General features: G+C 39.4%; 19 protein-coding genes. 9 read left to right on the top strand and 10 right to left on the bottom strand.

The window, feature by feature from the left end:
• Positions 1-2451: a ligase-associated DNA damage response DEXH box helicase gene (locus BW964_RS00620; protein WP_104669458.1), complete on the top strand. Its 2451-nt coding sequence runs from the start codon at positions 1-3 to the stop codon at positions 2449-2451.
• Positions 2452-2598: 147 nt separating this feature from the next.
• Positions 2599-3243, top strand: a complete 645-nt coding sequence (pdeM, locus tag BW964_RS00615; protein WP_076503897.1) for a ligase-associated DNA damage response endonuclease PdeM — start codon at positions 2599-2601, stop codon at positions 3241-3243.
• Positions 3244-3336: 93 nt separating this feature from the next.
• On the opposite strand, the gene BW964_RS00610 is transcribed toward pdeM, so the two are convergent.
• The gene (locus BW964_RS00610; protein WP_076503895.1) at positions 3337-4557 is read right to left on the bottom strand and encodes an MFS transporter; all 1221 of its coding nucleotides are present in this window, start codon (positions 4555-4557) and stop codon (positions 3337-3339) included.
• Positions 4558-4710: 153 nt separating this feature from the next.
• On the opposite strand from BW964_RS00610, the gene BW964_RS00605 reads away from it, so the two are divergent.
• From BW964_RS00605 to BW964_RS00590, 4 genes are all read left to right on the top strand, one after another.
• Positions 4711-5301, top strand: coding sequence for a TetR/AcrR family transcriptional regulator (locus BW964_RS00605; protein ID WP_076503894.1), 591 nt, complete (start codon positions 4711-4713; stop codon positions 5299-5301).
• Positions 5302-5370: 69 nt separating this feature from the next.
• Positions 5371-5829 (top strand): hypothetical protein, encoded by a 459-nt coding sequence (locus BW964_RS00600; RefSeq protein ID WP_076503892.1) that lies wholly within the window; start codon positions 5371-5373, stop codon positions 5827-5829.
• A 2-nt stretch (positions 5830-5831) separates the two neighbouring features.
• Positions 5832-6134 carry a DUF3817 domain-containing protein gene (locus BW964_RS00595; RefSeq protein ID WP_076503891.1) on the top strand — a complete coding sequence of 101 codons (303 nt, stop codon included), beginning with the start codon at positions 5832-5834 and terminating at the stop codon, positions 6132-6134.
• Positions 6131-6406, top strand: a complete 276-nt coding sequence (locus tag BW964_RS00590) for a rhodanese-like domain-containing protein (RefSeq protein ID WP_228432056.1) — start codon at positions 6131-6133, stop codon at positions 6404-6406. The genes BW964_RS00595 and BW964_RS00590 overlap by 4 nt, the downstream gene beginning before the upstream one ends.
• Before the next feature lie 169 nt (positions 6407-6575).
• Here the strand turns inward: BW964_RS00590 and BW964_RS00585 are convergent, their stop codons facing one another.
• The gene (locus BW964_RS00585; RefSeq protein ID WP_076505357.1) at positions 6576-7571 is read right to left on the bottom strand and encodes a nitrilase family protein; all 996 of its coding nucleotides are present in this window, start codon (positions 7569-7571) and stop codon (positions 6576-6578) included.
• A 64-nt stretch (positions 7572-7635) separates the two neighbouring features.
• On the bottom strand, positions 7636-8433 hold the full coding sequence (locus tag BW964_RS00580; RefSeq protein ID WP_076503889.1) for an AraC family transcriptional regulator: 798 nt from the start codon (positions 8431-8433) through the stop codon (positions 7636-7638).
• Positions 8434-8634: 201 nt separating this feature from the next.
• Between BW964_RS00580 and BW964_RS00575 the strand changes: the two genes are divergently transcribed.
• The gene (locus tag BW964_RS00575; RefSeq protein ID WP_076503887.1) at positions 8635-9141 is read left to right on the top strand and encodes a pyridoxamine 5'-phosphate oxidase family protein; all 507 of its coding nucleotides are present in this window, start codon (positions 8635-8637) and stop codon (positions 9139-9141) included.
• 103 nt (positions 9142-9244) lie between these two features.
• Here BW964_RS00575 and BW964_RS00570 read toward each other — a convergent pair whose 3' ends face one another.
• From BW964_RS00570 to BW964_RS00560, 3 genes are all read right to left on the bottom strand, one after another.
• The gene (locus BW964_RS00570) at positions 9245-9478 is read right to left on the bottom strand and encodes a thioredoxin family protein (RefSeq protein ID WP_076503885.1); all 234 of its coding nucleotides are present in this window, start codon (positions 9476-9478) and stop codon (positions 9245-9247) included.
• Between the two features lie 10 nt (positions 9479-9488).
• A complete protein-coding gene (locus BW964_RS00565) occupies positions 9489-10373 on the bottom strand; it encodes a dihydrodipicolinate synthase family protein (protein WP_076503884.1) in 885 nt (294 codons plus the stop codon).
• A 193-nt stretch (positions 10374-10566) separates the two neighbouring features.
• Positions 10567-11022 carry a cupin domain-containing protein gene (locus BW964_RS00560; protein WP_076503879.1) on the bottom strand — a complete coding sequence of 152 codons (456 nt, stop codon included), beginning with the start codon at positions 11020-11022 and terminating at the stop codon, positions 10567-10569.
• A gap of 103 nt (positions 11023-11125) precedes the next feature.
• Here BW964_RS00560 and pdxR point away from each other — a divergent pair, with 103 nt between their 5' ends.
• Complete coding sequence (gene pdxR / locus BW964_RS00555) at positions 11126-12571, top strand: MocR-like pyridoxine biosynthesis transcription factor PdxR (protein WP_076505356.1); 1446 nt, start codon at positions 11126-11128, stop codon at positions 12569-12571.
• Between the two features lie 195 nt (positions 12572-12766).
• On the opposite strand, the gene BW964_RS00545 is transcribed toward pdxR, so the two are convergent.
• Positions 12767-13909 carry an Atu1372/SO_1960 family protein gene (locus tag BW964_RS00545; protein ID WP_076503875.1) on the bottom strand — a complete coding sequence of 381 codons (1143 nt, stop codon included), beginning with the start codon at positions 13907-13909 and terminating at the stop codon, positions 12767-12769.
• Positions 13910-13938: 29 nt separating this feature from the next.
• Here BW964_RS00545 and BW964_RS22200 point away from each other — a divergent pair, with 29 nt between their 5' ends.
• Positions 13939-14439 carry an AraC family ligand binding domain-containing protein gene (locus BW964_RS22200; RefSeq protein WP_317044325.1) on the top strand — a complete coding sequence of 167 codons (501 nt, stop codon included), beginning with the start codon at positions 13939-13941 and terminating at the stop codon, positions 14437-14439.
• Here the strand turns inward: BW964_RS22200 and BW964_RS00540 are convergent.
• The 3 genes from BW964_RS00540 to BW964_RS00530 all read right to left on the bottom strand — a co-directional run bounded on the left by BW964_RS00540 (position 14365) and on the right by BW964_RS00530 (position 17785).
• Complete coding sequence (locus BW964_RS00540) at positions 14365-15021, bottom strand: DUF6766 family protein (RefSeq protein WP_076503873.1); 657 nt, start codon at positions 15019-15021, stop codon at positions 14365-14367. The two genes, BW964_RS22200 and BW964_RS00540, sit on opposite strands and share 75 nt — an antisense overlap.
• Positions 15022-15105: 84 nt before the next feature.
• Positions 15106-15606: a CinA family protein gene (locus BW964_RS00535; RefSeq protein ID WP_076503872.1), complete on the bottom strand. Its 501-nt coding sequence runs from the start codon at positions 15604-15606 to the stop codon at positions 15106-15108.
• A gap of 43 nt (positions 15607-15649) precedes the next feature.
• Positions 15650-17785, bottom strand: a complete 2136-nt coding sequence (locus BW964_RS00530) for a catalase (RefSeq protein WP_076503870.1) — start codon at positions 17783-17785, stop codon at positions 15650-15652.
• Positions 17786-17834: the final 49 nt, after the last annotated feature.

Below are 17834 nucleotides of genomic sequence, written 5' to 3'. Positions count from 1 at the left end.
TTGAAAACATTTGAAAATAGCGACGGATTTAAAGTCATTCAGCAATGGATGACGGATAAGGGCATCTCCCCTTTCAAATTTCAGATCGACACCTGGCAGAAATTCGGAAACGGATATAGCGGAATGGTCATTGCGCCCACCGGATTCGGAAAGACATTTTCTGTTTTTCTGGCTTTGATTTCAGATTTCATGAATCGTCCCGAACAGTATAAAAAAGGACTGAAAATGATCTGGATCACGCCCTTGCGTTCTTTGTCTAAAGATATTGCTAAAGCGATGCAGGAAGCCATGGACGAAATAGGCCTCGACTGGACCGTTGGAGTAAGAAACGGTGATACAGAGCAGAAAGTAAAACAGCAGCAGATTAGAAATATGCCTGAGATCCTTGTGGTAACTCCCGAAAGTCTCCACCTGCTTTTAGGCCAGAAAAATCATGAACGCTTCTTTCAGGATATGAAATGCGTGGCCGTAGATGAATGGCACGAATTGCTTGGCTCAAAACGAGGCGTTATGGTGGAACTCGCCATTTCTCAGCTCAGAAAATATGTCCCGAAAATAAAAATATGGGGAATTACGGCAACAATTGGGAATCTTGATGAAGCAATGGATGTTTTAATTCCATATGATATCAAAAAAACAAAAATTACAGCCAAAGAACATAAAAAAATAGATATTTTGCCCGTTATTCCGGATGAACTTGATATTCTTCCTTGGGCAGGACATTTGGGGGCCAAATTAGCCGATAAAATCGTTCCTATCATTCTTGATTCAAAATCAACCATTGTGTTCACCAATACACGCAGCCAAAGCGAAATGTGGTATCAGCTGCTACTGGATGCTTATCCTGATTTTGCAGGACAGATCGCCATTCATCACAGTTCCATTGATGCTCATCTCCGGATCTGGATTGAAGAGAATTTAAGTGCCGGAAAACTGAAAGCTGTAGTCTCCACTTCATCTTTAGACCTTGGAATTGATTTTAAACCTGTAGATACCGTCATTCAGATTGGTTCAGCCAAAGGAGTGGCCAGATTTCTGCAACGGGCCGGCCGAAGCGGACACTCACCCTTTGAGACCTCTAAAATCTACTGCGTTCCTACCCACTCTCTTGAACTGATTGAAGTAGCCGCTTTGAAAGAAGCCGTAAAACAAAAGGTAATAGAACCGCGTGAACCCCAGGTTTTATGTTTCGATGTTCTGGTTCAGTTTCTGATGACTCTGGCCGTTGGTGACGGGTTTTATCCAGAAGAAACCTTTGAGAGAATCAAAAAAGTATTTGCCTTTCAGGAAATGACCGATGAAGAATGGAAAAGCATTCTGGATTTTCTGACGATTGGCGGAAGTGTTCTGAAAAGCTATGAAGAATTCCATAAAATTGTCATTATGGAAAACGGTCTCTATAAAGTGACCTCAAGAAAGATCGCGATGCTCCATCGTATGAATATGGGCGTTATCGTAAGTGATGCCATGCTGAAAGTGAAATTCATTTCCGGCGGCTATATCGGAATGGTGGAAGAATATTTTATTACAAAATTAAAAAAAGAAGAAAAATTTATTCTGGCGGGACGAACCCTTGAAGTAGCCATGATTAAAGATATGACCGTTTATGTACGTGGAGCAAAAGGAAAAGCAAGGGCCCCGAGTTATTTGGGAGGAAGATTGCCTTTAAGTTCAAATTTAGGTTATTTTTTAAGGGAAAAACTCTCTCATGCTTTAAATCCAAAAGCTTCGGAGAAAGAACTGAAATTTTTACATCCTCTATTAACCAATCAGGAAAAAAATTCTCATATCCCGAAAGAAGATGAGTTTCTTGTCGAACTGATCAAAAACCGCGAAGGCTACCACCTGTTCATGTATCCTTTTGAAGGTCGGCTTGTCCACGAAGTAATGGCCGCATTGATTGCCTACCGCATTTCAAAACTCGCCCCGATCTCCTTTTCAATGGCCATGAATGACTATGGTTTTGAACTGTTCAGCGACAAAGAAATTCCTCTGAATGAAAATAATCTGGAGACAATTCTGACCCGCGATAACCTGATGAACGATGTCATCGCAAGTATCAACTCTGCAGAAATGGCAAGAAGAAAATTCAGGGATATTGCTGTCATTTCAGGAATGGTCATTCAGAATTATGCAGGAAAACAACGATCTAATAAATCACTCCAAAGCTCAGCCGGACTGATTTTTAAAGTACTGGAAGATTATGATCCCAATCATTTTCTTGTACGACAGGCCTACACCGAAGTGTTCAACATGCAGCTTCAGGAACCCCGTCTCGTAGAAGCCTTTAAAAGAATTGAAAAATCAAAAATCATATTAAAATATTCCAATACTTTTACTCCGCTAAGCTTCCCTATCAAAGTAGACAGCTTAAGACAAACGCTCTCCAGTGAAAGCCTGGATGCGAGGATCAAAAAAATGGTCGAACAGGCAAGGAAAAAGGGGTTTTAAAGTTATAAATTATAAGTGATGAGTATATTTCCGGCCACGCACCCACCACAATTCCCCTTCCTTGAAGGGGTGGATTTTTGCAAAGCAAAAAGACGGGGTAGTTAAAAAAAACTCTCCCATCTTCTCACCTCAAACTTCTAAAAAAAAATGAACATCGCCGTAAAAAATATCACAATCAACAATACAATTTTCACATTAACCAATCAGCGTGCAGCATTCTGGAAAAAAGAAAAAGCACTCATCTTATCCGATCTTCACATTGGAAAAACAGCCCATTTCCGGAAAAACGGAATTGCATTAGCCAATCAAATCATGAAAAGTGATCTGGAGCGGCTTTCCGTTTTGATTGAATATTTTCAGCCGGAGAAATTCATTGTAGTGGGCGATCTTCTTCATGCCGGAGACAACTCGGATGTAGACGAATTCTGCAGTTGGAGAAATCAGTATCCTGATCTTCAATTTTACCTTATTGAAGGGAACCATGACCGCCTGTCAGCGAAATTAGAAAAAAAACTATGTTTAAATTTTAAATCCGGATCCTTGACCATCAATGGATTTACTTTTATTCATGATTTTGACAAGGCATTGCCTGAATTTCAGATCACAGGACACATTCATCCCGGTGTTGTGCTGAATTCTTCTGTGAAAAGGATCAGACTGCCCTGTTTTGTTCAAACCCAGAATCAGCTGTTATTGCCGGCCTTCAGCGAGTTTACAGGATTAGACACCAAAAACATTCCTAAAGGAGGGAAATTCTTTGTATTCACAGATTCTGAGATTCACGAGATCTAAAATGAACTGATAATCATATTTAGGGATAAAATGCAGCAACTAAAAAGACCGCCCTTAGCAGGACAGTCCTTGAAAATATAAAAACCGGGAAATTTATTTTTGATTTTTATTTAAACGGATGCTGTACATCGTAATCAGTACGGTTACCAATAAAAATAAAGCTCCGATCCATGGCGTGCTTGCCAATCCTAATGAAGACGTTACAATAAGACCACCGGTATATGATCCGATCGCAATCCCAATGTTGAAGGCTGCAATATTCACTCCTGAAGCTACATCTTCAGTTCCGGGAAGTTCTTTTTCTGCAATCTGTACCACCAAAAGCTGAAGTCCCGGTACCGTTGCAAAAGACAAACCTCCTAAAAGAAACAGAGTGATGATGCTTAAGATCCTATGATCGGCTGTAAAATAAAAAGCTAATAATACCAATCCCTGGGCTGCAAACATCCAGAGAAGAGCTTTTAAAGGGTTTTTATTGGCTGTTTTACCGCCTAAAAGATTTCCTAAAGCAATCGCGATTCCGTAAATCAGAAGAATCAACGTCACTGCAGATTCCTGAAATCCTGTGATCTCCTGCAGGATGGGGGATAAATAAGTGAAAACAACAAATGTTCCTCCATATCCCATGGCCGTCATTAAAAAAGCAAAGATCATACGTCTGTTTCCAAAGACTTTCGGAAGACTTTTTAAAGAGGCGGTCTGGTCACTTTTAAGATCTTTCGGAACCAGCAGCATACCTGCAATCAATCCTATCATTCCCAGAATAGAAACACCAATGAAGGTAGCTCTCCACCCGAAATGCTGCCCGATAAAAGTGCCGAGAGGAACTCCTGTTACGATGGCAAGCGTAAGTCCCGCAAACATAATGGAAATGGCAGAGGCTCTTTTCTCCTCCGGAACCAGCGATGCCGCAATCGTTGAACCGATAGAAAAGTAAACCCCGTGGGCAAATCCGGTGAGAATTCTGGCCATCACCAAAGTGATAAATCCCGGAGCAATAGAAGCCAGTCCGTTTCCGATGACGAATAGCAGCATGATGGAAATCAGTAACGCTTTACGGGGTATTTTTCCTGTTAATGCCGTTAATATCGGAGCTCCTATCGCTACTCCTATCGCATATAAACTAACCAGAAGCCCTGCAGAAGGAATGCTAATCCCAAGATCTCCTGCCACCGTTGGAAGAAGCCCTACAATAACGAATTCTGTGGTTCCTATTCCGAATGCACTGATGGTCAATGCCCATAATGCTGCCGGAAAACCTTTGCTTTTTGAGGGAGACTCCGTTTTGATCGGTAGGTCTTTTTGATAATTCATTGTCTTATAATTTTGTTGTGTTTGACAATGCAAATTTCCGCAGAATTAATGTATTATAAAAATTATTTAAATTGTAGTTTAATATCAGAATAATGATAGTTTGTTTTTTTGGACAAAAATTCCGTTCCTTTGCATCAAAGTCATTTTATTTTAATGAAAAAATCAGAAGCCACCCGCCTGAATATTCTTCAGAAAGCCTTTGAACTGATCTATGCCAAAGGTTATCAGACCACCAGCGTAGATGAGATTATTGCGACGACGCAGGTGACCAAAGGGGCCTTCTATTATCACTTTAAAACAAAAGATGAAATGGGACTGGCCATCATTAACGAACTTCTGAAAAACAACTTTAAGAGTACCTTTATTGAGCCTCTGGAAAACACCAACAATCCGTTAAAAAGTATTTACCAGCTTGTATATGGCATCTTAATGGAAAACGATTTTCTAAAGGTTGAATATGGCTGCCCTACTTCCAATTTCACCCAGGAAATGGCTCCCTGGCACATCGATTTTACAAAAGCATTGAACGAACTTGCCGGACGCTGGGAAAACGCAATGATCACCTGTATTGAAAACGGCAAAAAAACAGGTACCGTAAAACAGAATGTAAATGCCAGAGAAATTGCAGTTTTTGTAATGTCAGGATATTGGGGGGTGCGGAATTTAGGAAAACTTGAAAACTCAAAATCAGTGTATCTTATTTATTTAAAGGGCCTTAAATCCTATTTCAAATCATTGGAATAATTTTTTATCAAAAAACATACTAATTAGTATGTTTTTATTATACCTTTGGTCCTTTCAAAAAAGTTACTCATGTACCAGACCCTTACCTATTGGCATTCCACATTCCGGTGGATCGTTTTATTAAGTCTTTTTTATGCCCTGTGGAGAGCTTTCAGAGGATATTTTTATCATAAATCATTTTCGAAAACAGACGATTCTGTAAGACACTGGACGGCTACAATAGCTCATATCCAGTTGATCTTTGGAATAATACTCTATGTTGAAAGTCCAATTGTAAAGTATTTCTGGAAGAATTTCATTGAAGCCAGGACATCGTTGGACCTGCTTTTCTTCGGACTGCTTCATATGCTGCTAATGATGACCGCTATTGTGCTTATCACCATTGGTTCTGCTTTAGCTAAAAGAAAAAATACAGATCGGGAAAAATTCAAAACAATGCTCATCTGGTTTTCTATTGCTTTGGCTGTCATTTTTATAGCCATTCCCTGGCCATTTTCTCCTTTTGTTAACAGACCTTATTTCAGATAACAATGATACATTTATTAAAAACAAAAATCGGACGCCTAAGAATTCTGGCTATTTTAGAAGGAATATCTCTCTTAACCTTAGTTTTCATTGCTGTTCCTTTAAAGTACTGGATAGGAAATCCTGCTTTGGTCAGGATGATGGGACCAATTCATGGAACTTTATTTCTTCTTTTCCTTTTCAATACTTTAAGCGTAGGCGTTGAGCAGCATTGGAAATTTAAAGAAACGACCTGGAAAATCATTCTGGCATGTTTTCTTCCTTTCGGAACATTTTATATTGATAAAAAAATTCTCAGCAGATTATGAAGAATGTGTTGATATTTGGTGGAATTATATTCACTGTATTTATTATTTATCGGGTTTACAGATATCAGACCTTAGAGGACAGCTTAGACAAAATTATTAAAAAAGGCGCTGTCATTCTGGATGTGAGAACGGAAAAAGAATACGCAATGGGACATATCAAAGGGTCGGTCAATATTTCTTTAGGAACCATAAGAGAAAGATACACAGAACTGGATCCGGACACAACCCTATATCACGGTTTGTTCCCACGGATTGCGCAGTGTAAAGGCTGAAAAGATTTTGAAAGAAAAAGGTTTTAAGCATGTCCATAATGGCGGAGCCTGGAGTGATCTTCAGGCATTGATAGAGTAAAAAAGTTTCAAGATAGAAATTATTGAAAGTTTCCTTGAATATCCGTGTCAAGATTTAAAACCTTGACACGGATATTTTCCCTTCTCCTCATTACAATTCCAGCCCCTTAATCTTTACACTGGAGTCAGGCTCAATAGTATGGTCTTTCATCCAGACCACTTTTTGTTCAGAATGATGCGCTCTACCGATAATATCTCTGTACAATTCCGGTCTTCTTGCTTTGACATATCTGCTTCCTCCTGCCTGGGTAAGCTTTTCTGGAGAAATGGTAACGCTCTCAAAACTGTCGTCGAACGAACGGCATTCCGCAATGATATCTCCAAAAGGATCAATGATCATAGAACAGCCGTTTTTCAGCTGATCGTCATCCATACCAATAGGATTTGAAAAAACCACATAAACTGCGTTGTCATACGCTCTTGCCGGAAGCCATTTCATCAGCCAGTCCCTTCCTTTCATCCCATCGAATTCCAGACGAAGCGAGGTAGGATCTGCTTCCCTGTTCTGCCATAATTCCGGATCTACAAATCCTGCGCCCGGCCTTGTGGAAGGCGTCCCCATGGTGACATGCGGCATAAAAATAATATCGGCTCCCAAAAGTCTGGTTGCCCTCACGTTTTCAACGATATTGTTATCATAGCAGATCAGAATCCCACATTTCCAGCCTTGAATATCAAAAATACAGTATTCGTTTCCGGGCGTGAGATGAGGATTGATGAAGGGATGAAGCTTCCTGTATTTAGCTTTCAGCCCGGTTTGATCTACCCCCACATACGCTTTGAAAATATGATCATGTTCATCCTTTTCAAAAAGACCAGCCAATATCGTGATGTTGTATTGAGTGGCAATTTGCTGTAATCTTTGAATGCTTTTTCCGTCAGGGATCAGTTCTGCAACCTCGAGAAGCTGATCCTTTGAAAGGTTTCTGGCAAAAGTATAGCCTGTAATGGAGCATTCATGAAAAGCAATCACCTGTGAACCTTTAGAGGCCGCTTCTGCAGCTAATTTCTCTATGACTGACAGATTGTATTCTTTGTCTCCGCTTTTATTTTCGAATTGTGCCGTTGAAATTTTGAGATTGTTCATCTTTTTTTTCTGCAAAACTATCATTCAGACAGATCTGAGGATTGTAAAAAACCGACATTCTTACTTACAGCTCTATAAAATTGATCGCCAGCTTATTCTGAGTCTTCAGATATTGGTTCGGGGTAAGTCCGATATAGCTTTTAAAATCTTTAATCAGATGAGATTGATCGGTATAGCCTGCTTCATAAGAAAGCGCTGCTATGCTTTCACTGGCTGAATTTTTCTTCATTAAATTAATAAAGTGATGAAGCCGGATAATACGTCCATATTTCTTTGGTGTTAAACCGATATAATCTTCAAATTTCCTTTCAAGATGACGTTCAGAATATCCTGTGAACTGTTCCAGCTCTTTTGAAGATACAGAACCTTTATTTGTAAGCATCAGTTGCTGAACAGCTTTGATCAGCACATGATCAGAACTGATATTTTCGGACAAAAATTGGGTAAAGAAAATATTCAGTTGAGAAATAATCATCTTAGGGTCAGTTCCTGCTGATAGACCTTCCTGAAAAACCAACAATTTATTCTTCAAAATATCTTCAGCAGAAATGATTTGATTTTTGGCTTCTTTTGCTGAAATTTTAAGAAGAATATTAAAAAAATAGGGCTGAAAAACCACCGCTAGCATAGAAAATGAACCTTCTGCCATAAAATCTTTATATCCTGAAGGCTGTCCATAAAAAAAAGAAGATGGAATGTGATGCCCCGAGTTAGCAGCATACAAATCCTGACTGCCGGACAAGATCAATCCTGTGCTGCCATCTGTAAATAACCTTAAGCTTTTACGCTCACTGCCTGCATTTTCCAAAAAGATATAATGCCGGATGTACGATGATAAATGCCTGGGTGGCTGAATCTGCATTCCTCAAAATTACGCAAAATTCTGTAGAATAAAATATGCACATTTTATGATTTTAAAGAAAAAATTCAAGTAGTAATACCACAAAAATGGGATGTTTGGTCAGGTATTTGAATGTTTTAATCAATAATGCATTGAATCTTTTATTCTAAAGGTCATCAATGTTGATTTCTTATTAAAAACCAATCATTAAAATATAATAATATGTCAACACAAAACTTAACTCATCTGGAAGCGATTAAAAAAATCCAGGAATTGTCTGAAAAAGCAAGAATATGTATGTTCTGTACCGAGCTTGAAACGGTTCCTGTCAATTCACGTCCGATGTCCCTTCAGGAGACAGATGACAGTGGAAATTTATGGTTCATCAGCAGCGGATCGAGTAACAAAAACTTTGAAATAAAGGAAGACCGGAGAGTGCAGCTGTTTTTTATGAATAACAGTGATTCACAATACCTTTCGGTGTATGGTGAGGCTTCTGTTTATAAAGATAAAGCTACCATCGAGGAAAAATGGTCGCCGATGGCTAAAGCATGGTTTGACGGAAAAGATGATCCGGATGTAACCATCATTCGTGTAGAGCCAAAAGAAACCTATTATTGGGATACGAAAGCAGGAAAACTGGTCAGTCTTTTCAGTTTTGTCGCAGCAGCTCTTACCGGCATTAAAACCAACAACGCAGACGGCGTAGAAGGCAATGCCACTGTATAAATAAAATGTGGCTGAGAAATCTCTCAGCCACATTTTCTATAACATCAATAGTAAACTGACCTTAAAATCTGGTGGCTGAAGCTTTCAAAGCCACCAGATTTTTTTATTTCTTCACCTCTTCCATGAATGCTCCATAATTGATATGCAGAACATTTCCATTAGGCGTTACCAAAGCAGGAACTGACTTTACCCCCGCATTTTCAGCTTCCGAAATTTTGTTTCTGTCATTTCCTAAATGCACAAGGTCTACATTTTCCGCACCAATAAGATTAATGATGTCATGCTCTGCGCTTACGCATACTGAGCATCCTGCGTGATAAAAAACTGGTTTTTTCATAAGATTTTAATTAATTTAGTAAAGTTTTAATGATATTTTTAAGTTCTTCTGAGTCTTTTTCATTCAGAGGTTGTAGCGGACTTCTTAAGTTTCCCCCTTCTTCTCCTAAAATATTCAGGCCTGCTTTAACTGCTCTCGGCAACCCTTTATTGACTATAAATTTCAGGAGATCAAACTGTTGGTAAAAAACGTTTTTTGCTTTTTCCAGATCACCTTCTTCAATCGCATGATACAACTCAATAGTAAGCTCCGGAATAAGATTGGGAGCGGCCGTACACCATCCTCTCGCCCCTGCTGTAAATGCGGCTAATGCCAAAGGATTGGACCCGTTGTAGAACGCTGTTTCCTCACCGAGTTCTTTCCTTAAGTAATGCATTCTCTGGATGTCTCCTGTACTTTCCTTAATCATGGTCACATTAGAGATCTCCAGCAATCTTTTCAGAAGCACTGGCGACATATCTACTCCACTGGTTGCCGGATTGTTATAAGCCATAATAGGAATAGAGATTTTGCTGGCTACCGCATCATAATGAGCCACGATCTCATCATCGGTAAGTTTCCAGTAGCTCATAGGAATGATCATTACTGCATCTGCCCCTGCTTTTTCAGCAAATCGGGCATGATGAACGGTTTTTTCGGTTGTCAGGTTTGATACGCCTACCAGCGTGGGAATCCTGCCATTGGTTTGCTGTATGGAAGCTTCTGTGATCGCTTCTTTTTCTTCATCAGAGAGATAAGGCATTACGCCTGTACTTCCCAACGGCGCTATCCCGTGACTTCCAGAAACGATTAATCTTTCAACCAGCTTTTTAAAAAGAGGAATATCTACTTGTTCATGAGGGTCAAAAGGCGTAATAGGATAAGCGATGATTCCTTTGAATGGAACATTTTTCATATTGATTGATTTAAAATTAAAATGATAAGCTTAAGATTAGGGATTAGATTAGAGATTAGAGATTAGAGATTAGAGAAGATCTTTGGTCTTATATTGACAAGGTATTTTTTATTATTTTTTTAAGATTTAATTAAATCACAGATTTATCTGAATCATTGACTTAGACAAAACTTTAAATCCTAATCCTTTCATCCTATAAGTCTCTTCCTTCTTCTTCTCTAAGGGCTACTCCCAGATTTTGCAGTTGTGGTGCGTTTTCACAAGCTAAATATTTCGCTGGTTCTGTATCACTGAGATTCTGGTGTTGATGCCATGCCCATGAGGGAATGTAAACCGCATCTCCCGCTTCCCAATACACTCTTTCCTCTTCTACTTCCGTCCATCCTTTTCCTTCAATGACATACAGCACGGTTTCATAGGTATGGCGGTGTCTGTTGGTTTGCTGCCCCGGAACCAGTCCACCGATGGTCATACTGACATTTTTGCTGGGAAGATCGACGAAGAAAACCGGATGTTTTCTTTCAGTTGAAAACTGGTTATGTTCGCCGGCATTTTCCACATTCTTATGAATCAGATGGCTGGGCTTTACATACTTGGGTCTTGCAAATGTTTCGTGAAAATCTTTTGAACTGAAATCTTTTTTGTCCATGATGTTTTACATTTTAATTGGTTGGTTGCGTTATTGCATGACAAAATTATCCTATATTTGGACTGTTTAAATGATTCAGTTTTTACATAAACAGGTAGTCCAGATGATTCGTCCTTGGAAATTAGAATTGGAAATCGATAAAACGCTTGAAAAAGCAGTGTATCTGCAGATTGCGGACACCATTATTGCGGACATACGTTCCGGAAGACTCCATGCAGGAGATGCACTTCCCGGAAGCAGGAATATGGCATTAATGCTAAAGATCAACAGAAATACGGTAGTAGAAGCTTATCAAGTTCTTCTGAATGAAGAGTGGGTGATTTCTAAAGAAAGGAAAGGAATTTTTGTATCGGAAAAGCTGCCGGCTTTACAGAATAGATCAGGTAAAAGAAATCCGGACGCCGAAGAAAATTCAATGATTTCCAGCAGATCCATGATCAATTTTGACGATGGACATCCGGACAGTAAAATAGCTCCCGTAACGGAACTTGCCAGAGCGTACAGACAAATTTTTAACCGCAAAGCCAGGTGGCAGATGATGGGATATGGAGATGCGCATGGAGATGCAGAGTTTCGGAAAGCTATTTCTCAAATGCTGAACCATCAGCGGGGAATGCATATCCGTGAAAATGAAATTTCAATCACCAGAGGAAGTCAGATGGCTATGTTTCTGACCGCTCAGTGCCTGTTAACAACCGGAGACCTCATCATTGTAGAAAACCCGGGATACCAACCGGCATGGAAAGCTTTTGAATATGCAGGAGCAAAACTTCTGCCAGCCTCAGTAGATGATGAAGGCATTATCATGGAAGACATCAAAAGACTTTTAACAGAAAATAAAAACATCAAAGCAATATACATCACCCCTCACAGACAGTATCCTACGACGGTTACTTTAAGTTTAGCAAGAAGGCTGGAATTAATAGAACTTTCAAACAAATATGGAATCACCATCATTGAAGATGATTATGATAATGAGTTTCACTTTGGGTACCGTCCTATTCTGCCCGTTTCAAGTTTTACTGAATTGAATCACTACGTGTACGTAGGTACATTAAGTAAAGTAGTGGCTCCGGCTCTGCGCATTGGCTATCTGGTATCCAAAGATCCCGATTTGATCCGCAAAGTCGGAGATTTAAGAAAGATCATTGATGTTCAGGGAGATGTCATTATGGAGCAGGCCGTTTTGCAGTTAATTAAAGATGGAGTTGTGAAAAAGCACATCAAGAAAGCAACAGCTCATTACAAAAATAAAAGAGATTTTGTTCACCATCTTTTGGAAAGATATTTGAAAGAGGTCTCCGATTTTACCCTACCTGAAGGAGGGCTTGCTTTCTGGATTGTCCCAAAAGAAAACCTGGACTGGAATACGGTAACCGCTTTATTGTTTGAGAAAAACATTACTATCATTCATCCAAAACAATACAGCTACGATACCGTAATCAACGGATTAAGGATCAGTTACGGCTCATTATCTGAAGAAAAACTGGAAGACAGTATAAAAATCATCGCTGATGTGCTGGAATCTCAAATCAACCGGATGAAATAAAACCTTTTCAGGTTTTGCTTAAAGTTGTTGGAATGCAGCATCTTTTAAGACGGGTTAAAATCTCAGTAAAATTAGAAATTAAAAATCTGCTCTATCTGATAGATCCGCGGAAGATTAAAATAGACTTTTTACTTGCTATTATTCTCAGAGATTCAGCTGATAAAGCAGATTCATATGGTTTGTATAACGTGATTTTTACTCCACTTCAAAAATAGCCTGTATCTCAACGGCAGAATTGACAGGAATAGACGAAGCGCCTAAAGTCGCTCTGGCATGTTTTCCTTTTTCGCCCAGAATTTCTACCGTCAGGTCTGATGCTGTATTCATCAAATCTGCATGTTTTGTATAGTCATCTTTCGTGTTGAAGATTCCGGTCAGCTGTACACATTGTCTCACTTTATTAAGGTCACCGCCTACTGCTTCATTTAAAACCGCTATAACGTTAAGCATTGTGGCTTTTGTGGCTTCTTTTACCTGCTCTTCATTGACATCAATACCTAATTTACCAGGATTTAAGATTTTCCCGTCTTTTAAAGCTACCTGATTGATGAATACCAGGTTTCCGGAACGGACATATGGTTTATAGTTTCCTGCGGGCTGAGGAACTTTTGGCAGGGTAATATTTTTTTGTTTCAAAAGAACATTGATATCAGCAGACTTTTCCACAGCAGCGGTTGTCTGTTTTTTACTGAAGGTACCTTTCAACGCAAAAGCTGTTTTAGCAAAATTGCTTCCCTGAAGCTGTGCCAGTGCCCGTTCATCTTTGGTAGGTCTTTCCACATCTTTCAGCGACGCCATGCTGGTTACCCCTAAAACTGTATTTCCCTGAGGAATTGTTTTGTTGATACTTTCTGTTCCTCTGATTCCATTGGAAACCAATACCATTCCGTGCACGGCTAACGTATTCCAGAAAGCATTCAGAGCCAATTCTTTTCCCGCACCACTTCCTGCTGACATAAAAACGGTTGCGGGCATTCCTTCCAGCGCATGATTCGTCCATAAATTAACGGTTTTAGATAAAAACTCGCTCATTCCGGTACTGATATTTCCAAAATACACCGGTGATCCGAAAGCAATACCGTCATAAGATGGCAATTCATCCACTGATGCAACAGGAATATTTTTCATTTTTGGGTTTTGGGAGTCTTTGACCTGTTTGATCACGGCTGTAGCACTTTTACTGCTCTCGATGCCGTTTGCTATTTCCTTAGCCAATTCGTAAGTCCCTCCATTATCGGAATGAATGAGGACCAAGATTTTAGCTTTGTTCTCTTGTGCCATCATGGTGGTGATCTTTAATAATAAGATGAATACAAAAAACGTACTTAGTTTTTTCATTTTTAATAGATAAATAATTACTATACAAAATTAGTATTGTCGGTTTTATTAAATTTGCCAAAAATTCCATACAAAACGACAGCATAAAATGTGGATTAACGGAAAAAACGAACAACCGACTGGTAGATCCTATTGCAAAAGAAGCTTATGTCTGGTGTGAGAAACACTGGAAACATGATGATCACGAGCATGCCCATCAACGCGCCCAGCTTACCTTTATAGAAAAAGGCTACCAGTATTCCCATATCGACCGGAAGATTTATCTGGTCCCGCAATATCATGTCATTTGGACGCCCTCAGAAAAAGCGCCCAGAATCAGGTCAAAAGCAAAAACGGTTAACTTAATGCTTTTTCTTTTCAACACTGTTTTTGAGGAGGATTTTTACGAAAATGATCGTGTTTTTGCCATTCCGCCTGTTTTCAAAGAAATGCTTCTCCAGGGTAAAGAAAATCAATTAAGGAGTTTCGTCATGAGCCATATCGACAGGCTTAGATTCCGGAGAGCCTTTTTCACGGAGCCAGATCGATAATACAACGATTGAAAAAACGGCTAAAAATTCACTCTGCCAGTTCTGAAAAGATTCAAACCAGAATCTGGAATCCGATATATATTGTAAGGCTGTGGTGGTAGGTTCATTCTTTACGATCTGTTCCTCATTATAATCTTTGAGGCTGCCATAGAAATGCATTCCAAAGCTTATCAGAAATAAAACAGCAAACGCCAGGGATAAAGAATGTTTATAAATGGCAAGCCATATGCCTCCCTTTCTAACGGGCCACGGTGCTTTTGGATGGGATTGAGGTTCTTTATCTACGTCCTCTTTTCCTTCCAAAGATTTGGATTCACTGGACCCTTTCTGTCTTAAAGAAACCGTGAGGACAATATACAGCATCATCTGGAGAAATTCGCTTTCCCAGTTTTCAAAAGTAGCTTGTATAAAGTGCCCGCTGTGGATATATGCTCCTACACTGAGCATCGTACTTCCCTGTTCTGCCAGTTCTTTATTCAGTGTTTTCCAGCCCGTTAAAAACTGACCTAAAAGACAAATAAGCATCAGTGTAAGCACGACAATACTTAAACTGTTACGGTAAAAGAAACTTTTTTTGGCCATGGTAACGAGTTTACTATTTACTGTTAAAGTTCAGGAATGGGATTCCTGAACTTTGATACCTGTATTCTATAATGTTGTAAAAATCTATTTTAAGATCAGCAGTTGATTGATTTCACTTTTAAAACATCCGAGAATGAATTCTGTATAATACATCTGAGCGTTCAGCGCCTGGGTTTTAGGATGAAGTTCCAGTTTTTTGGTCAAAATAATTTCCCCTTTATATGAAAAGGAAAAGTAGGCAAAGATTTTATACATTGAACTTCGTATCGGAGTGAAATAGCCGGTGGTGGCAATAGACCAGTCCGTATCAAAGAGTTTGGCAACATTCAGAGCCATGGTTCGTGCAATGTTTTCAGAAACGCAGTCACATTCTTCAGCCTCTGCCTTGTCTACGTTCAGTAGCTTTACTTTTTGGGGAAGCGTATAGGTTGTCATCCCCCCTTTGAAAAAGAGTGAAGCATTGGGCATCTGTGAAAAAGCAAGCTGAAGGCATCCCGAGGTAACGCCTTCTGCTACTGAAATCGTTTCACCAGCCCTCATAATGGACTGGCTTATATATTCTAAAAGATTTTTTTGAAATTCCATAATTTTTAATATTTAATGAGTGTGAAGGGTGTATTCTTAAGGTCTATGCGTTTCTTTCCTGTTCAAGCTCCCAGACTCTGTGTCCGGAAATAGCTTTTATAAACTGATTGACAGGACTGTCATTTTCCCAGGTAATTACAGCAGGATCATCATGTTTTTTGGCAGCTACATTACTCATGTTATACAATTTTTCTGTTCCTGCTCCAAAATAAATTGCTTTACAGTGCTTATACGCTTCATTGATGAACTGCAGCAAATGATGTTTATTTTCAGGGGCCAAAAGTTCCTGGGTTGATTTTTCTCCGGCACTGATGTATAACGCATCAAAACACACGCTGGCAATACTCGTAAGAGAATGTTTTGGAGTAAGGCTTGATCCGTCTTTGGTTTTAACAGGCGCTACACTTGGGGCAATAAGTTCTACCGTTGCGCCTTCCGATTCCAGTTTTGATTTTAAATCGTTAAGTGCACTTCCATCTGCACCATTGGCTATGATAAAACCTATCTTTCTGCTTTTGATGGTATCTTTTACCGTGTCTTTCATACTCAGTGCATCAGACTGCTTAGTTTTAGGTTCTTTTTCTTCGCTTTGAAGTTCAGCCGGATTTGCATCTGCAGGGATGCTTTGGTTAGGTTCTTTTAATTTTTTTACTTTCACCCCTATTTTATCAGCTACTTTTTGAGCCAGATCTTTATCGATGAAAGCAAGTTGTCCTACTACTCTTTCTCTGATCTCCGGTATATTTACTTTGGAAAGTTCGAAAATAAGCGCATTCTGAAGATGGGTCTGTTCAGGAGCCGACTGGCTGTTGTAAAACAATTTTGCCTGAGAATAGTGATCCACAAAACTCTGACTTCTCTTTCTGACTTTTTCTCCGGAAACTCTTTCTTCCTGAGAAACAAATCCTCCTTCTGACATCATTGCCTGAAAAGGACATCCTCCTCCGATGGAATTCGGTTCATAGCTCACTTTTCCTTTTACAATCTGTTGTCTCATATGTCCGTCACGCTGATTATTGTGCAAGGTATTGATCGATCTGTTGATCGGGATTTCATGAAAATTCGGCGAGCCTAATCTTGATAACTGGGTATCGGTGTAAGAGAACAATCTTCCCTGAAGCAAAGGGTCATTGGTAAAATCAATTCCTGGAACAAGATGTCCGGGATGAAAGGCTACCTGCTCCGTTTCCGCAAAAAAATTGTCAGGATTTCTGTTCAATGTTAAGGTTCCAAAAAGTTCAACGGGAACTTCTTCTTCCGGAATCAGTTTGGTAGGATCCAGCAGATCAAAATCGAATTTGTGCTCATCTTCTTCCGGAATCAGCTGTACGCCAAAATCCCATTCAGGAAAAGCTCCGTTTTCAATCGCTTCCCACAAATCTCTTTTGTGGAAATCAGGATCTACACCGGAGATTCTCTGCGCTTCGTCCCAAGCTACAGAATGAACGCCTAATTTGGGTTTAAAGTGAAATTTAACGAAGTGAACCTTCCCTTCTTCATTAATGAATTTAAAGGAATGGACTCCAAAACCTTCCATCATTCTCAAACTTCTTGGAATGGCTCTGTCGCTCATTACCCACATGATCATATGCATACTTTCAGGCATCAGAGAAATAAAATCCCAAAATGTATCATGTGCTGACGCAGCTTGAGGAATTTCATTGTCCGGTTCGGGTTTCACGGCATGAATCAAATCAGGAAATTTGATAGCATCCTGAATGAAAAAAACCGGAACATTATTGCCCACAAGATCATAATTTCCTTCTTCGGTATAAAATTTAATAGAAAATCCCCGTACATCTCTGGCCAGGTCAGTACTTCCTTTACTTCCGGCAACTGTTGAAAACCTTACAAAAACAGGTGTTTCTTCACCTACTTTGTTCAGAAATTTTGCTTTGGTATACGCATTAAGGCTTTTATTCAGCTTAAAAACGCCGTGCGCTCCTGAACCTCTTGCATGGACTACTCTTTCGGGAATCCTTTCGTGATCGAAATGGGTGATTTTTTCCCTTAAAATGAAGTCTTCCAGCAGTGTTGGTCCGCGGTCGCCGCCTTTTAATGAATCCTGGTTATTATTAATTTTTATCCCCTGGTTAGTCGTCAGTTTTTCATTTTCATTGGAAGTACTGTGTTCATCCAGTTGGTCTAACTTTTTATTCTTGTGAGAATCGTTTTTCATATTAATTTTATTTTGGTGTGGTGTAAAGGGTAAAAAGTCAAACAATATT

Origin of the sequence: Chryseobacterium shigense (assembly GCF_900156575.1) — a bacterium.
GTDB lineage: Bacteria > Bacteroidota > Bacteroidia > Flavobacteriales > Weeksellaceae > Chryseobacterium > Chryseobacterium shigense.
This window is presented reverse-complemented; position numbering and strand designations above follow the sequence as displayed.

What these genes read in the sequence shown, in the direction of transcription:
- pdeM (WP_076503897.1), top strand. Translation starts at nt 2,599, where the DNA reads ATGAACATCGCCGTAAAAAATATCACAATCAACAATACAATTTTCACA.
- BW964_RS00610 (WP_076503895.1), bottom strand. Translation starts at nt 4,557, where the DNA reads ATGAATTATCAAAAAGACCTACCGATCAAAACGGAGTCTCCCTCAAAA.
- BW964_RS00605 (WP_076503894.1), top strand. Translation starts at nt 4,711, where the DNA reads ATGAAAAAATCAGAAGCCACCCGCCTGAATATTCTTCAGAAAGCCTTT.
- BW964_RS00600 (WP_076503892.1), top strand. Translation starts at nt 5,371, where the DNA reads ATGTACCAGACCCTTACCTATTGGCATTCCACATTCCGGTGGATCGTT.
- BW964_RS00595 (WP_076503891.1), top strand. Translation starts at nt 5,832, where the DNA reads ATGATACATTTATTAAAAACAAAAATCGGACGCCTAAGAATTCTGGCT.
- BW964_RS00590 (WP_228432056.1), top strand. Translation starts at nt 6,131, where the DNA reads ATGAAGAATGTGTTGATATTTGGTGGAATTATATTCACTGTATTTATT.
- BW964_RS00585 (WP_076505357.1), bottom strand. Translation starts at nt 7,571, where the DNA reads ATGAACAATCTCAAAATTTCAACGGCACAATTCGAAAATAAAAGCGGA.
- BW964_RS00580 (WP_076503889.1), bottom strand. Translation starts at nt 8,433, where the DNA reads ATGCAGATTCAGCCACCCAGGCATTTATCATCGTACATCCGGCATTAT.
- BW964_RS00575 (WP_076503887.1), top strand. Translation starts at nt 8,635, where the DNA reads ATGTCAACACAAAACTTAACTCATCTGGAAGCGATTAAAAAAATCCAG.
- BW964_RS00570 (WP_076503885.1), bottom strand. Translation starts at nt 9,478, where the DNA reads ATGAAAAAACCAGTTTTTTATCACGCAGGATGCTCAGTATGCGTAAGC.
- BW964_RS00565 (WP_076503884.1), bottom strand. Translation starts at nt 10,373, where the DNA reads ATGAAAAATGTTCCATTCAAAGGAATCATCGCTTATCCTATTACGCCT.
- BW964_RS00560 (WP_076503879.1), bottom strand. Translation starts at nt 11,022, where the DNA reads ATGGACAAAAAAGATTTCAGTTCAAAAGATTTTCACGAAACATTTGCA.
- pdxR (WP_076505356.1), top strand. Translation starts at nt 11,126, where the DNA reads ATGATTCGTCCTTGGAAATTAGAATTGGAAATCGATAAAACGCTTGAA.
- BW964_RS00545 (WP_076503875.1), bottom strand. Translation starts at nt 13,909, where the DNA reads ATGAAAAAACTAAGTACGTTTTTTGTATTCATCTTATTATTAAAGATC.
- BW964_RS00540 (WP_076503873.1), bottom strand. Translation starts at nt 15,021, where the DNA reads ATGGCCAAAAAAAGTTTCTTTTACCGTAACAGTTTAAGTATTGTCGTG.
- BW964_RS00535 (WP_076503872.1), bottom strand. Translation starts at nt 15,606, where the DNA reads ATGGAATTTCAAAAAAATCTTTTAGAATATATAAGCCAGTCCATTATG.
- BW964_RS00530 (WP_076503870.1), bottom strand. Translation starts at nt 17,785, where the DNA reads ATGAAAAACGATTCTCACAAGAATAAAAAGTTAGACCAACTGGATGAA.